This is a genomic window from Mesorhizobium sp. M0698 (genome assembly GCF_040320455.1).
Lineage (GTDB): Bacteria > Pseudomonadota > Alphaproteobacteria > Rhizobiales > Rhizobiaceae > Mesorhizobium.
The window spans coordinates 697909-712095 of sequence record NZ_JAMYPQ010000001.1 but is presented as its reverse complement, the minus strand read 5'-3'; the positions used below and the strand labels follow the sequence as shown (position 1 = coordinate 712095).

Genomic DNA, 14187 nt, shown 5'->3' with positions numbered 1-14187 from the left:
GATGCCGTTGAACCTAGCGCGGAAAAAAGCCAATAGGCGATTCCTCAAGTGCCGTTTTCAGGTTCTCGGGGTCGACCCGATGAGGAACATTAGCTTTCAATGTTTAATTTGACCTTCATACTCCTGAGAAATTTCATTTTCCGACGGCTGACGCCGGCTGCGATACCGACAGCGATGCTGAAGGCGGGCTGCACGATGCGGACCAACATGAAACGCCAGCTAGATCAGCCTTGCTCGGAAGATCGAGGCGCACGAGCGCGATTGCACAAGTCGACGCTCCGACCCGAGTACTCTGGAGCGTTGACCTGGACTAGTGCCCCTCAATCGCCTTGGGAGACACAAGGTATGGTATCTTGCCGACGCTGCGCTTCGTCGCGCCAATGGAATAGGCCATCGGTATCTTGGGAGAGTTCTCGGGTAGGCCGTACATATCCTTGCCGGCCCGCACGGCAAATGAAAAGTGCTGCCACGAAACCGTGTCATGCTCATTGAGAAAATCGAGCGTCAGACCAGCTGAAATCAGCGCATTCACCACGTCACTGATCGGGTGGATCCATTCATAATAGCGAGGATGCTTCAAGATACGATCATCGCCGGTGTAGGTCAGTTCCTCGTTCCAGGCGAGCGGCCGAGCTATCGGCGTTCGCCAGTCGTGCTTCAATTCCAGGGCCGCGGCCTTTCGATCGCACTGAAACATCAATGGATGGCCCTCGGCCATGTAGAGGCGGCCGCCGGGTCGCAGAAGATCGGCAACCACCCGCGCCCAACGGAACACGTCGTCCAGCCAGTTTACCGAACCCCAAGTAACGTAAGCGATATCAAAGGTCCGGCCGAGCGCTTCCACCGCCTCGAACAGTGGCGCTTCCACGAAGCGCACGTCGGTGCCTGCCTTCGCAGCAAAATCCCGCGCCGCCACGATCGCCGTCGGTGAAAAGTCGAGCCCGGTCACGCTGCCTGCGCCGAGATTCTTCAGGCTGATCGTGTCAAGACCGATGTGACACTGCAGGTGGACGATATCCTTGCCGGCGATGTCGCCGAGCTCGCGTGTTTCCAGCTCATAGAGATTGGATCCGCCGGCCAGCACATTCTCGATGTGGTAGCTGCCCGTTGTGTCGGTCGAGTGCAGTTCGGCCCGATCATCCCAATTAAGGCGGTTCGCGCCCAGAAACCGTTCCAAATTCCCCCCACCCCTGACTGACGCATGGTAAACAAGTCGTTAAAACACCTTTGCAGCGAAAGTAGCGCGCGTCAATCCGGACCGGGCGGCAGTGCGCCGCCGCTCGCGAAAGCATTAGCCCCGGGAAGGCTTGCTGCTGATCAAAGGCTTCTGGCGCGATCGCCGCGCCCGGCGACAAGACCCCGCAGGCGCTCCCGGACTCCGCCGTCGTGGTCTGTATGTGGATTAGTCGGTTCCTCAGCCCGGCACAGCCACCATCGCGATATTTCTGGAGAGCTCGTTTGTGGGGGCAACTGCGTCTGCCGTGCTGCTCGTGAGTGCTCGGTAGAGTGCCACATAATCGCTGCACATGCGCTCGACCGTGAACCGCTTCTCGAACGTCTGCCGCACTCGTGCGCGATCGAGGCTGTCTATGCGCCGGAGCGCGCCCACGGCTTCCTCCACCGTATCCACGATCCATCCGGACACACCGTCATCGATGATCTCCGGGGCGGCGCCACGCCGGAACGCAACCACCGGCGTACCGCAGGCCATTGCTTCGATCGTTACGAGCCCGAAGGGTTCCGGCCAGTCGATCGGAAACAAAAGCGCTATCGCATTGCCCAGAAAATCCGCCTTTTGCCGCTCATCGATCTCGCCAATGAACTCCACGTTCGAATGCCGCAGCACTTGCGGCTCGACCCTTTCCTTCCAGAACGACTGGTCCACCTTGTCGATCTTGGCGGCGATCTTCAGGGGAAACCCGGCCCGCGCTGCTATTTCTATGGCCGCTTCCGGCCCCTTTTCCGGCGAGATGCGACCGAGAAACGCAAGATAGCCAGAGGTGTTCGGGTGGAATGGCAGAAGATCGCGGGGCAGGCCGTGATGCACGGTTCCAACCCAATTGACGGGCGGCATGGGCCGGCGCTGGTCGAAGGAGATCGAGACCAGGGGAACGTCGTCGAACATCGCATAAAGCTGCGCCAGATCGGGCAGGTCGAGCCTGCCGTGAAGCGTGGTAACCGTTCGTCTGGCAAAATCCCGAATTATGGGGAAGTGCAGGACATCGACGTGGAAATGTAAAACGTCGAATTCATCGGCTCGCCGGCGCACCCGTTCAAGCATCATAACATGGTGCGGACCACCGTCCTGGACCCTGGGGTTCAGGCGCAGCGCGACGTCGCAACACCGCACCAGCTCGGCTGAGGTACGAGAATCGGCGCTGGCGAACAGCGTCACCTCGTGGCCCTGTCGGACAAGTTCTTCGGTCAGATACGAAACAATTCGCTCGGTTCCACCGTAGGTTCGGGGCGGCACGGATTCGGTTAGCGGTGCGATCTGGGCTATTTTCATTTAGAAAATCTTTTCGGCGGCGATCGCCGTCTTTCAAACAAGCTTCGGCGGCAACCAAGACAAGCGAGAGCTTCCCGTTGCGAAGTATTCTATGCAGAGCGTATTTATAGTTGTGCCGTCCGTGCTCCTCCCGTGCAATCAGGTTTCCCTTATTCAACTCCTCTGCATCCAAGAACTGCGATCCATGAGAAATGTTTCACCGGCTCGATAAAAAGACAGAATGAGCTACGCGCCGCCGCCCCGCCGCCCCCTGACAGGCAGGTTTGGATTTGTTCGATCACCATCAATTGATCCAGGCGTGCCGGTGCCCAATGGAACATAAAGCCCGGAATTCAGTTAGATAGCCGGATTTGACTGGAGTTCGCCACATGCGCAACTCCGGCCGGGCAAGGGCACTGCCGTGACACGGAGTGAGCGGCTTCGGGCGTATCGCGCCGAACTCAGGCACCACCTTGCCGAACTCGGGAGCCATAAACGCTCCTTATGGAGGATGCCATGAACCAGTGGACAAACGCCAGGCTCTGTGACGTAGCCAACCTGATCCTTGGGGCAATTCTGTTCTTCTCTCCCTGGATCTTCGCATTTGCGGCAGGCCCGCAGACGCAGAACGCCCTCGGCAGCGGAATCTTGATCGTCGTGCTTTCGGTTGCCGCCCTCGCAGCATTTGCCGTGTGGGAAGAGTGGGTGAACCTGGTCGTCGGACTGTGGGTTCTCGCATCGCCCTGGGTGCTTGGATTCCAGGCGACCACGGCGATGACCGTGCATGTCGTGATCGGCATTCTGGTCGCCGTGCTGGCGGCGATCGAGCTCTGGATGATGTATCAGAACCCGCCGACCCAGTCCGCCGCCTAACAGGCGCAGCCAGCCAGCGCCCTTTTTTGGGCCTGACGGATCTATCGATCGTCTGCCGGTCTCTCGGCAACAGCCGCCGGAGGCCGGGCAGGCGGCGTTTGTTTGGACGAGAATAGGGAGGATGGCGCATTATGGTCGGTGACAATCCGCGTTCGACGGCCAGGATTGCAGGACATCCTATTCATCCGATGCTCGTGCCATTTCCGATCGCCTGCTTCGTCGGCACCCTGCTGACGGATCTAGCCTATTGGCGAACAGCGGAGATGATGTGGGCTGACTTCTCCGCTTGGCTGGTTACCATCGGCGTGATCATGGGCTGCCTAGCAGCGATCGCGGGGCTGATCGATTTCCTGGCCAATCCGCTGATAAGGGCACAGCCCCCCGCCTGGCCGCACGTGCTCGGCAATCTTCTGGCGCTGGCGTTATCCATCATCAACATGCTCGTGCACACCCGCGATGCATGGACCTCCATCGTTCCTACCGGCTTGATCCTCTCGGCGGTTGTCGTGCTCATCCTCATCTTCACTGGTTGGCTGGGCTGGTCCATGGTGTACCGGCATCACGTCGGAGTGGCGGATTGATGCGCATAGCAAGCTCCATCGGTCAGACCAGGCGCATCGCGGTGTCCGTCCTCGTTTGCACTGCGGCGATCACTCTTGCAGCGTGCAGCGGCAACGACCCGGATCCCAGCAGTCAGATAGGGCCGAATCCAAACCTGCCGGAGCCGATCCAATATTTCTTCCCGCCCATGCATCTCGCTTCCGTGGTCGGATGGAAGAACGACGAAAAGCCGACCGTCGCGCAGGGGCTGCAGATCCAGGCTTATGCCCACGGCTTGCAGCATCCGCGGTCGCTTTACGTGCTGCCCAATGGCGACGTCCTGGTGGTCGAGTCCAAGGCGCCGGGTGGTGAACCGATCAAACGGCCCAAGGATTTGGTGATGGGCTGGATCGAATCCTGGGTCACCTCGGGCGGCGACAGCGGCCCAAGCAACCGCATTACGCTGCTGCGCGACACCGATGGCGATGGCAAGCCGGAGCTGACCAGCGTATTCCTCGACCACCTGAGCTCCCCCTTTGGCGTGGCGCTGGTGGGAAGCGATCTCTACGTCGCCAATACCGACTCCATCGTCCGCTATCCCTACAACACCGGTGACACAAAGATCACCGCGCCCGGGACGCCGCTAACCGCCCTGCCCGGCGGCCCGATCGACCACCATTGGACGAAGAGCCTGGTGGCAAGCCCCGACGGCTCGCTGCTCTATGTCGGCATCGGCTCGAACAGCAACGTCGCCGAAAACGGCATCGAGGCGGAGAAGAACCGCGCCGCCATCTGGCAGGTAGACAGGGCCACCGGCCGGTCGCGCATTTTCGCCAGCGGTTTGCGCAATCCAAACGGCCTGAGCTGGGAGCCGCAGACCGGGGCGCTCTGGGCAGTGATCAATGAGCGCGACGAGCTCGGCCCCAATCTCGTGCCGGATTATCTGACCTCGGTAAAGGATGGCGGCTTCTACGGATGGCCATACAGCTATTACGGCCAGCATCTCGATCCCCGCGTCATGCCCCAACGTCCGGACCTGGTCGCAAAAGCGATCGTTCCGGATTATGCACTGAGTTCCCACGTCGCCCCTCTGGGACTGGCCTTCTATACGGCAACCAGCCTTCCCGAGGCATATCGCGGCGGCGCCTTCGTTGGCGAGCATGGCAGCTGGAACCGCACGCGCTTCAATGGCTACAAGGTAGTGTTCGTACCATTCAGCGGCGGCCGTCCGAGCGGCGTCGCTACCGACGTGGTGACTGACTTCCTGGACAAGGACAACAAGGCGCGCGGCCGGCCTGTCGGCCTGGCTGTAGACAAAACCGGGGCCCTGCTCATCGCCGACGACGTCGGCAACACAGTTTGGCGGGTGACATCTGCCGGCCAATAAAGTGGCTCCACTCCCTTCGTCGAGCGTCGAGCAGGTGAACGGACACTGGTCGAAGCAATCGTGCTGACGTTCTTCGTCATGCTGCTGTTCCTGCAGAACCTGCGCGCGACGATCCCCGACGATCGCCGTTCCGGTGACTCTGCCGAGCACATTCGGCGTGCCCGCCCTTGCCGGTTACTCGACGCTGACGATGTTTGCCACGCGCTGCCACCGAACCGAAGGACCGCCAGCGCCGAAATGGTATTTTTGCCCTTCCCACAGCCGGCTCTAGAATTTTCATCGCAAATCAAGTTATGATGCACTTGGTATTTCCCGGGACGGCTTGCGCCGCTTGGAATACCGGGAGGAACCGGGACATGGCCGTTGCGCTTGTACTCGTTCTGATAGTCGTGGGCTCGGTGTTGTTCCACTTCCTGAGCCCATGGTGGTGGACGCCGATTGCCTCGAACTGGGACTATATCGACAACACCATCATCATAACTTTCTGGATCACCGGTGTCGTCTTCGCCGCCGTGGTTCTTTTCATGGCCTATTGCGTCTTCCGCTTCCGTCATCGGGAAGGCAATCAGGCGGCATATGAACCTGAGAACAGGCGGCTCGAATCCTGGCTGACGGTCGTCACCGCGGTTGGCGTCACCGCTTTGCTCGTTCCAGGCCTGTTCGTCTGGAGCCGGTTCGTTAACGTTCCAAGCGACGCAACCGAGGTCGAAGTCGTCGGCCAGCAGTGGCAATGGAGTTTCCGCCTCCCCGGCAAGGACGGCAAGCTCGGCACATCCGACACTCGCGACGTCAACGCTGAAAATCCACTCGGCGTCATCGCCACCGATGCCAACGGCCAGGACGATGTCGTAGTGGAAGCGGCCGACCTGCACCTCCCGGTAGGCAAACCGGTCAAGATGCTGCTCCGCTCGGTCGATGTGCTGCACGATTTCTACGTGCCGGAATTCCGCGCCAAGATGGACATGATCCCGGGCTCGGTCACCTATTTCTGGTTCACTCCGACCAAGACGGGGACCTTCCAGGTCCTGTGTGCCGAACTCTGCGGCCAGGGACATCCGATGATGCATGGCGTGGTCATGGTCGATACTCAGGAAGACTATCTGGCGTGGCTTGGCCAGCAGCAGACTTTTGCGCAGCTGTCCGCCCCCCAGCAGATGGGCTCGGCAGAGTAGGAAACCGGAACGACGGCGCGCCGTCGGGATTGAAATTAGTGTGGCAAGCCCGAACTGTCGGGCTGGCCGAAAAGGGCACGGAGGTGTTCCTATGGTCGATATCACACCTGCAGATGCGGTACCGCCGGCCGAAGTCGCGGAAATGGAACTCTACCATCCGCACAGCTGGTGGACGAAATACGTTTTCTCGCAGGACGCCAAGGTCATCGCCATCCAGTATTCGGCGACGGCGACAGCGATCGGCATGGTCGCGCTGGTGCTATCCTGGCTGATGCGGCTGCAACTCGGCTTCCCCGGCACATTCGACTTCATCACCCCGGAAGCCTACTACCAGTTCATCACCATGCACGGCATGATCATGGTGATCTACCTGCTCACGGCACTCTTCCTGGGCGGCTTCGGCAACTATCTGATCCCGTTGATGGTTGGTGCTCGCGACATGGTCTTTCCCTATGTCAACATGCTGAGCTACTGGATCTATCTGCTCGCCGTGCTGGTCCTGGTGTCGAGCTTCTTTGCGCCCGGCGGACCGACGGGTGCCGGCTGGACGCTCTATCCGCCGCAGGCGATCATGACCGGTACGCCAGGCGGCCAGGACTGGGGCATCATCCTGATGCTTGTCTCGCTGATCCTGTTCATCGTCGGCTTTACCATGGGCGGCTTGAACTATGTCGTGACGGTGCTGCAGGGGCGCACGCGCGGCATGACGCTGATGCGCCTTCCGCTTACTGTCTGGGGTATTTTCACCGCCACCATCATGGCGCTGCTCGCCTTCCCGGCGCTGTTCGTCGCCTGCGTGATGATGCTGCTCGACCGGGCGCTCGGCACCAGCTTCTTCATGCCGGCGATCGTCGAGATGGGCGAACAGTTGCAGCACGGCGGCGGCAGCCCGATCCTGTTCCAGCATCTGTTCTGGTTCTTCGGCCATCCGGAGGTCTACATCGTGGCGCTTCCGGCCTTCGGCATCGTATCCGACCTGATCAGCACCCACGCGCGCAAGAACATCTTCGGCTACCGCATGATGGTCTGGGCCATCGTCGGCATCGGCGCGCTGAGCTTCGTGGTCTGGGCGCACCACATGTATGTCAGTGGCATGCATCCCTATTTCGGCTTTTTCTTCGCCACAACGACATTGATCATCGCCGTCCCAACAGCCATCAAGGTCTACAATTGGGTGCTGACGCTGTGGCGCGGCGACATCCACCTCACCATACCGATGCTTTTTGCCTTGGCCTTCATCGTCACCTTCGTCAATGGCGGGTTGACTGGGCTATTTCTTGGCAATGTCGTCGTCGACGTTCCGCTGTCGGACACGATGTTCGTCGTCGCCCATTTCCATATGGTCATGGGGGTTGCCCCGATCATCGTAATCTTCGGCGCGATCTATCACTGGTATCCGAAGGTCACCGGCCGGATGCTGAACGAGACACTGGGCCGGTTCCATTTCTGGGTCACCTTCCTCGGCGCCTATCTGATCTTCTTTCCCATGCACTATCTCGGCTTGATGGGCGTGCCGCGGCGGTACAACGAATTGACCGACATGACGATCATGACGGAATCGGCCCATCACCTGAACTCGTTTATCAGCATCATGGCTTTTATAGTCGGTTTTGCTCAGATTGTGTTTCTGTTCAATCTCATCTGGAGCATCCGCCATGGCCGTGAGGCTGGCGGCAATCCGTGGCGGGCAACGACGCTCGAGTGGCAGACGCCCGAAACACCGCCCGCCCACGGCAATTTCGGCAAGGATCTGCCGATCGTCTATCGCTGGGCCTATGACTACAGCGTACCGGGAGCCAAGGAGGACTTCATACCGCAAAACGTTCCGGGCTCCTTCGCGCCCTCCAGGGAGCCGGCATGAGCGTAATCCTGGTCTTCCTGCTCGTGATCGCCGGTATTGCCGGGTGGTGGCTTTCCCATCAGCGGCTAATGACGAAACCGTGGCTCGAGCAAGGTATGATCGGGGATTTTGTCGCTCTGGACCGATCGGCGCTGCCGACCGCAAAGATCGGTCTCGGCGTCTTCCTTGCCGTCGTCGGCTGCCTGTTCGCGCTGTTCACCAGTGCTTACTTCATGCGCATGGCGCTGTCGGATTGGCGGCCGCTGCCCATCCCGCCCCTGCTCTGGCTTAACACCGGCGTACTGGTCTTGAGCAGCATTGCGATACAGTGCGCTTCGCTCGCGGCGCGCAAGGGTCAAGTGGACATGGTCAGGCTTGGCCTCGCCACCGCTGGACTCACGGCGCTCGTCTTCCTGATTGGACAGCTTGTGGCATGGCGGGAACTGAGTGCGGACGGCTATTTTCTGGCATCCAATCCGGCCAACAGCTTCTTCTACCTGCTAACGGGAATGCATGGCCTGCATATACTGGGAGGACTGGTCGGGCTGGGCAGAACGAGCGTCGGCGCCTGGAACGGAGCGCAGCCGCAGCGGCTTCGCCTCAGTGTCGAGCTGTGCGCCATGTACTGGCATTTCCTGCTTTTCGTCTGGCTCGCCATCTTTGCGCTTCTGGCCGGCTGGGCTTCGACTTTAATCGACATTTGCCGAGGGTTGCTGACCTAGGAGGAACGGGCGGATGGCAGAGACGACACTGGCCCACATCGGCCGAACAGAGCCGCGGCCCGCAGGCTGGCAAGGCATCGCCGCCGACTGGTCCTCGGATCAGCGGGCGTTCAAAAACGTGTCCTGGGGCAAGGCCATGATGTGGATCTTCCTGCTCAGCGACACGTTCATCTTCGGCTGCTTCCTGCTCTCCTACATGACCGCGCGTATCTCAACACGCGTGCCGTGGCCCAATCCGAGCGAGGTCTTCGCCCTGCGCATCGGCGGCTCCGACATTCCACTGATCCTTATCGCCATCATGACCTTCGTGCTGATCTCGAGCAGCGGAACGATGGCCATGGCGGTCAATTTCGGCTACCGCCGCGACCGCCGCAAGACGGCAGTGCTGATGCTCTTGACCGCAGCACTCGGCGCGACCTTCGTCGGCATGCAGGCCTTCGAATGGACCAAGCTGATCACCGAGGGCGTGCGGCCTTGGGGCAATCCTTGGGGCGCTGCCCAGTTCGGCGCATCCTTTTTCATGATTACCGGCTTTCACGGCACGCACGTGACGATCGGGGTGATCTTCCTGATCATCGTGGCGCGAAAGGTCTGGCGCGGAGACTACGACGTCGGACGGCCCGGCTTCTTCACCAGCCGGAGGGGCCGCTACGAGAACGTCGAAATCATGGGGCTTTACTGGCATTTCGTCGACCTGGTCTGGGTGTTCATTTTCGCATTTTTCTATCTTTGGTGAGAGGCAGGACATGGCTGAAGCAACCGCAAACGGCCTGGGACAGCATGCGCTGGACAGCGCCCGTACCCATGATGCGACGACGACCGGGTTTACCCCGGCGGAGGTTCATCAAGAGCACCCGATCAAGCTCTATCTGGTGGTCTGGGCCTGGTTGTTCATCCTCAGCACCTGCTCCTATCTGGTCGACTATTTCGGTCTCCACGGCTATCTCAGATGGTCGCTGATCCTGATCTTCATGATCCTCAAGGCAGGGCTGATCGTCGCCATCTTCATGCACATGGCCTGGGAACGGCTGGCGCTGACATATGCAATCATCCTGCCGCCGGTGCTGGTGCTGGTGTTCGTGACGATGATGGTCTTCGAAGCGGACTACACGCTTCTCACCCGAATGGCGTTTTTCGGGGCCGGGCCCTGACATGCAATCCGGATCCAGGCGGTCCGGTCCTGGAGCCTTCGCCTTGAAACAATCCACGGCTGGTCCATTTCTGTTGGTATCGGAAACGACAGGCAATGCCGGCGTTTCCACATGCGTCGCGAACACCAGCAAGGGGCGCCCAAGATGACCATCGCAAACAGACTGAAGGACTTCATCGACAGAAAAGGAATTTCCTACGACACCGTCGAGCATCACCGCACGGCGACAAGCAGACAATCCGCCATTGCGGCACATGTGCCTGGCAGCATAATGGCCAAATCGGTGGTCGTTCACCACGACCGTGGCTACGCGCTCGCCGTGGTTCCAAGCACGCACAGGATAGAACTCGCGACATTGCAGGATGTCATGGACAAGCCTCTTGGACTTGCCTCCGAAGACGAGGTGGTCTCGTTGTTCGGCGATTGCGATGTCGGCGCTGTGCCGCCGATCGGCGCTGCCTATGATGTGCCAGTGGTCCTCGATGAAAGCCTCGGCGACGCTCCCGAAGTCTATTTCGAGGGCGGTGACCATAGGACGCTGGTGCATGTGAGCGGCAAGGATTTCCGCGACCTGACAAAGGACGCGCGCCAGGCCCGTTTCAGCCACCCGGCCTATTGAAAGCTCTGCCCCACCCTGCCCGCACCGGCACTTTCACCGGTGCGCGCAGGGCAGGTTTTTTTCAGCTCACGGTCTGGTGGCCGGCGGCGATTCCACAACTTTCCGATAGACATGCCAGGTCGCATGACCAAGGATCGGCAGCACGACTGCCAACCCGGCGAACACTGGCAGCGAGCCGACGATCAGGGCGACGGCGACGATAAGGCCCCACACGGCCATCACGATCGGGTTGGCCAGGACAACGCGCACCGAGGTGTGGATGGCTTCGTAGGCGCCGACATCGCGGTCGAGCAACAACGGGAATGCGACGACCGTGGTGCACAACACAACCGCGGCGAACACGAAGCCGATGGCGTGACCCAGGATGATGAGCGTCCAGCCGCGTCCCGTGGCGAATATTTCACTGATGAAGCTGGACAGCGATTGCGGCGGCGCCGGGCCGAACAGGGTCTGGTAGAATATCTGGGCCGTCAAAAGCCAGGCGATAAAGATCGCAAGCAGCATGACGCCGACCGCTGCAATAGCCGGCAGTGCCGGAGAACTCCTGACTTCAAAGGCGTGCCTCCACGAGGCGTCGAGCCCGGCTTCCCGTCGCCGGCTGATCTCATAGAGGCCGATCGCCGCGAACGGACCAATCAGTGCAAAGCCGGATACAAGCGGAAACAGCAATGGCAGCGTGTTGTTACCTGATGTCCAGACAGCAAGCACGACTCCCGCAATCGGATAGATCAGGCAGAGAAAAACGATGTGCGACGGTTTGACCATGAAATCATCGACGCCACGCCTGAGCGCATCAAAAAGATCGGAGACACCGATTTTTCGAATTCTGGTGTGTTCCAGCGTCTCGCTGGCGCCTGCTATCACGTGAAAGCTTGCCATGACCATTCCTCCAGACCAGGTCCGGTAAGGTCGCGTTTTACGGTGCTGCCGTTCTGCATGATTGGCCCACGCAAACCGCGACCTGCACCATGATCAATATACTCTCATGCGGGGGACTTGTCGCGCTTTGTAGGAAGGCCCGGGAGTAGGAGCTCCCGGGTAGCCTGACTAGCTACGGACGCCGTTCTTCGATATGCTCTTCTAGTCGAAGGTGAAGGTCATGGACGGAAGGACAGTTCTCATACTCGGCCTTGGCGTCATTATTCTGCTGTTGCTGGGATTTTGTGCTCTGCCAACGTGATGTTTTGAGCCGGGGTCAATAGTCGGCTGAAGCGATCACTCGCATTACAATGGTGTCGGCAAGCAACGCCGCAAATATTGCGAAAAGATAGACAATCGAATACGCAAACAGTGCCTTTGCCGGCTTCATCTCCTTGTCGGCGACGAGAACCTTCCAGGCCTGCCAAATGAAACCTGCACCCAACGCGGCTGAAACAGTGCCGTAATATCCGCTCGCGAAGCCGAAGCCCCAAGGAAGCACGCCGATTGGCGCCAAGAGCAGCGAATAGGCGAAGATTTGTTTTCTGGTCGAGTGCTGGCCGGCCACATTCGGCATCATCGGGACCCCCGCCGCGGCATAGTCACCGACCTTGAAAAGGGCCAGCGCCCAGAAATGAGGCGGCGTCCAGAGGAAAATGATCAGAAACAGGATGAGACTTTCAATGCCGATTGCGCCGGTTGCAGCAGCCCACCCGATCACCGGAGGAAGGGCGCCTGCCGCGCCGCCTATGACGATATTCTGTGGCGTCGAGCGCTTCAGCCACATCGTGTAGATAACAACATAGAAAAAGATGGTGAACGCCAACAACGATGCGGCGAGCCACCCCACCAGCACGCCGAGCGTCATGACCGACAGTGCGGAAAGCACCAGACCGAAGCTGAGAGCTTCGCCAGGCGTGACGCGACCGGACGGAATTGGTCGCTTGGACGTGCGAGACATCAAGGCGTCTATGTCTGCGTCGTACCACATATTGAGCGCGCCGGCGGCTCCCGCTCCAACCGCGATTGCGCCGATGGCAATTACGGCGATAACTGGATTCATCACGCCGGGCGCCATCATCAGGCCGACGAAGGCAGTAAACACGGCAAGCGCCATGACGCGTGGCTTCAAAAGCGCAAAGAAATCACCCGCCGTCGCCTCCGAGAGGCGGATGCCGGTATCCTTGAGACGGCTTTCTTCAGTCGACATTCAGACGACCACCGATGGGAATGGCAGCCTAGCCGGCCAATGTCTTTTTTGCAACGAGCCGCCCTCCCACCGACACTGCCGGCAGATTGCGGCCGAGGCTATGCCTCGACCTGTTTGCTATGCCAAGATCCGGCGGAAGAGCCGGGCTATTTGGAGAATTGCTTCAGATAAGCAATGACGTTGGCGATGTCCTCGTCTTTCTTGAGGCCGACAAACGCCATCTTGGTTCCTTTGACCATCGCCTTGGGATCGCGAAGGTAGGTCGTCAGCGTGGCTTCGTCCCATTTAACGCCGGATTTTCCGGCCTCGGTCATAGCCTTGGAATAGCTGAACCCTGGATGCGTGCCGGCCGTTCGGCCGATGACGCCGTTCAAGGACGGACCGATCTTGTTCTGATCCTTGTCCGCGATATGGCAGACCTTGCATTTGGCGAAGACCTTCTCACCCGCCGCGGCATCCTGTGCCCGCGAGGGGCCGGCAATGACGGTGGCGACGGACATGATGATAAAAAACACAATGGCACGCATGGCATTTCCTCCCTGATCGCCAATTTGCCCTGGCTGACCTGCACAGGCCGACATTTAGTCCGCTGGCATGCGCTCTTGAATGGCAGAACGGATATCCAATGCCTGGGGTTGCGGCACCTACATACCACAGAACCCGGCCGGCAGGTAGAGTTCGGCCATGCAAAGGTTTAATGCGGACAATCTGCTCAAGGCAATTTGGTGTTGCAGCTGGCGGCGATCCGGCCGATCGCCTCTTCAACTCCGGTGAGGTCAAACTCGGCTTTGCCGCGCCCCGACAGCAGCCCGAACCGCCAGGACAGCAGCAGCCGGTCCGCGGAAATCAGTCGCCTGATGCCGTCGGCACCGTCGCGGACCAGCATTCTGCTGCGCGGGCCGACCGACCAGCTTTCGTTGAGCTTGCCGGATTGGCCGACAGTCACCGACATGGCGATGGTTCGGCTGGCGGAAACGGTGTCGCTCAGTTGCAGCCATTCGCTCCAACGCGGTTCGCCGGCTGTCCGGCAGGCGATCGTCAAAACCGGGCTGTAGCTCAATGCGCCGCCACCGGTGATGAGCTTGTTGGTCGCGTAAAGCGAGGCGGTGACAAGGCCATCGCTGCTCTTGTCGAACCGCCAGTTGTCGAGAACCGTATCAGCCTGGGCAATGCCGCAGACCGACGCAAGCAGGAACGCCGCCGCCACGCTTCCGATACCGAAGAACTGTCTCAACGATGCCTCCAACAACCGCTGCGGTCAGCAACCC

At 59.9% G+C, this 14187-nt stretch carries 15 protein-coding genes and 1 pseudogene; 10 read left to right on the top strand and 6 right to left on the bottom strand.

All coding sequences use genetic code 11. From position 1 onward, the window contains the following. Positions 1 to 310: 310 nt before the first annotated feature. Positions 311 to 1177, bottom strand: a complete 867-nt coding sequence (locus NKI16_RS03550) for a class I SAM-dependent methyltransferase (RefSeq protein ID WP_023678894.1) — start codon at positions 1175 to 1177, stop codon at positions 311 to 313. A gap of 237 nt (positions 1178 to 1414) precedes the next feature. Beyond that, complete coding sequence (locus NKI16_RS03545; RefSeq protein ID WP_023678895.1) at positions 1415 to 2509, bottom strand: glycosyltransferase family 4 protein; 1095 nt, start codon at positions 2507 to 2509, stop codon at positions 1415 to 1417. A 495-nt stretch (positions 2510 to 3004) separates the two neighbouring features. Between NKI16_RS03545 and NKI16_RS03540 the strand changes: the two genes are divergently transcribed. From NKI16_RS03540 to NKI16_RS03495, 10 genes and pseudogenes are all read left to right on the top strand, one after another. Further along, positions 3005 to 3361, top strand: coding sequence for an SPW repeat protein (locus tag NKI16_RS03540; RefSeq protein ID WP_023678896.1), 357 nt, complete (start codon positions 3005 to 3007; stop codon positions 3359 to 3361). 131 nt (positions 3362 to 3492) lie between these two features. Then, entirely contained in the window at positions 3493 to 3942 is a 450-nt protein-coding gene (locus NKI16_RS03535; RefSeq protein ID WP_023678897.1) for a DUF2231 domain-containing protein, read from the top strand. Further along, on the top strand, positions 3942 to 5288 hold the full coding sequence (locus NKI16_RS03530; RefSeq protein WP_023678898.1) for a PQQ-dependent sugar dehydrogenase: 1347 nt from the start codon (positions 3942 to 3944) through the stop codon (positions 5286 to 5288). The genes NKI16_RS03535 and NKI16_RS03530 overlap by 1 nt, the downstream gene beginning before the upstream one ends. Before the next feature lie 6 nt (positions 5289 to 5294). Next, a pseudogene (locus NKI16_RS03525) lies at positions 5295 to 5487 on the top strand (efflux RND transporter permease subunit); the annotation flags it as partial. Between the two features lie 157 nt (positions 5488 to 5644). Then, positions 5645 to 6460 (top strand): cytochrome c oxidase subunit II, encoded by an 816-nt coding sequence (gene coxB, locus NKI16_RS03520; protein WP_023678900.1) that lies wholly within the window; start codon positions 5645 to 5647, stop codon positions 6458 to 6460. 91 nt (positions 6461 to 6551) lie between these two features. Then, positions 6552 to 8321, top strand: coding sequence for a cytochrome c oxidase subunit I (gene ctaD, locus NKI16_RS03515; RefSeq protein ID WP_023678901.1), 1770 nt, complete (start codon positions 6552 to 6554; stop codon positions 8319 to 8321). Continuing rightward, positions 8318 to 9022, top strand: coding sequence for a cytochrome c oxidase subunit 3 (locus tag NKI16_RS03510; RefSeq protein WP_023678902.1), 705 nt, complete (start codon positions 8318 to 8320; stop codon positions 9020 to 9022). The genes ctaD and NKI16_RS03510 overlap by 4 nt, the downstream gene beginning before the upstream one ends. Positions 9023 to 9035: 13 nt before the next feature. Next, entirely contained in the window at positions 9036 to 9758 is a 723-nt protein-coding gene (locus tag NKI16_RS03505; RefSeq protein ID WP_023678903.1) for a heme-copper oxidase subunit III family protein, read from the top strand. 10 nt (positions 9759 to 9768) lie between these two features. Next, entirely contained in the window at positions 9769 to 10173 is a 405-nt protein-coding gene (locus tag NKI16_RS03500) for a cytochrome C oxidase subunit IV family protein (protein WP_023678904.1), read from the top strand. 144 nt (positions 10174 to 10317) lie between these two features. Beyond that, positions 10318 to 10791, top strand: coding sequence for an aminoacyl-tRNA deacylase (locus NKI16_RS03495; protein WP_023678905.1), 474 nt, complete (start codon positions 10318 to 10320; stop codon positions 10789 to 10791). Positions 10792 to 10857: 66 nt separating this feature from the next. Here the strand turns inward: NKI16_RS03495 and NKI16_RS03490 are convergent, their stop codons facing one another. The 4 genes from NKI16_RS03490 to NKI16_RS03475 all read right to left on the bottom strand — a co-directional run bounded on the left by NKI16_RS03490 (position 10858) and on the right by NKI16_RS03475 (position 14153). Further along, entirely contained in the window at positions 10858 to 11670 is an 813-nt protein-coding gene (locus NKI16_RS03490) for a DUF2189 domain-containing protein (RefSeq protein WP_023678906.1), read from the bottom strand. 316 nt (positions 11671 to 11986) lie between these two features. Next, positions 11987 to 12919, bottom strand: a complete 933-nt coding sequence (locus NKI16_RS03485; protein WP_023678907.1) for a heme o synthase — start codon at positions 12917 to 12919, stop codon at positions 11987 to 11989. A gap of 146 nt (positions 12920 to 13065) precedes the next feature. Then, complete coding sequence (locus tag NKI16_RS03480; protein ID WP_502894605.1) at positions 13066 to 13419, bottom strand: c-type cytochrome; 354 nt, start codon at positions 13417 to 13419, stop codon at positions 13066 to 13068. Between the two features lie 212 nt (positions 13420 to 13631). Beyond that, on the bottom strand, positions 13632 to 14153 hold the full coding sequence (locus tag NKI16_RS03475; RefSeq protein ID WP_023678909.1) for a hypothetical protein: 522 nt from the start codon (positions 14151 to 14153) through the stop codon (positions 13632 to 13634). Positions 14154 to 14187 lie beyond the last annotated feature (34 nt).

Excerpts from the sequence above, each read along its gene's own strand:
- ctaD (WP_023678901.1), top strand. The coding sequence starts at position 6,552 with ATGGTCGATATCACACCTGCAGATGCGGTACCGCCGGCCGAAGTCGCG.
- NKI16_RS03490 (WP_023678906.1), bottom strand. The coding sequence starts at position 11,670 with ATGGCAAGCTTTCACGTGATAGCAGGCGCCAGCGAGACGCTGGAACAC.
- NKI16_RS03500 (WP_023678904.1), top strand. The coding sequence starts at position 9,769 with ATGGCTGAAGCAACCGCAAACGGCCTGGGACAGCATGCGCTGGACAGC.
- NKI16_RS03495 (WP_023678905.1), top strand. The coding sequence starts at position 10,318 with ATGACCATCGCAAACAGACTGAAGGACTTCATCGACAGAAAAGGAATT.
- NKI16_RS03535 (WP_023678897.1), top strand. The coding sequence starts at position 3,493 with ATGGTCGGTGACAATCCGCGTTCGACGGCCAGGATTGCAGGACATCCT.
- coxB (WP_023678900.1), top strand. The coding sequence starts at position 5,645 with ATGGCCGTTGCGCTTGTACTCGTTCTGATAGTCGTGGGCTCGGTGTTG.
- NKI16_RS03485 (WP_023678907.1), bottom strand. The coding sequence starts at position 12,919 with ATGTCGACTGAAGAAAGCCGTCTCAAGGATACCGGCATCCGCCTCTCG.
- NKI16_RS03505 (WP_023678903.1), top strand. The coding sequence starts at position 9,036 with ATGGCAGAGACGACACTGGCCCACATCGGCCGAACAGAGCCGCGGCCC.
- NKI16_RS03540 (WP_023678896.1), top strand. The coding sequence starts at position 3,005 with ATGAACCAGTGGACAAACGCCAGGCTCTGTGACGTAGCCAACCTGATC.
- NKI16_RS03510 (WP_023678902.1), top strand. The coding sequence starts at position 8,318 with ATGAGCGTAATCCTGGTCTTCCTGCTCGTGATCGCCGGTATTGCCGGG.
- NKI16_RS03545 (WP_023678895.1), bottom strand. The coding sequence starts at position 2,509 with ATGAAAATAGCCCAGATCGCACCGCTAACCGAATCCGTGCCGCCCCGA.
- NKI16_RS03530 (WP_023678898.1), top strand. The coding sequence starts at position 3,942 with ATGCGCATAGCAAGCTCCATCGGTCAGACCAGGCGCATCGCGGTGTCC.
- NKI16_RS03480 (WP_502894605.1), bottom strand. The coding sequence starts at position 13,419 with ATGTCCGTCGCCACCGTCATTGCCGGCCCCTCGCGGGCACAGGATGCC.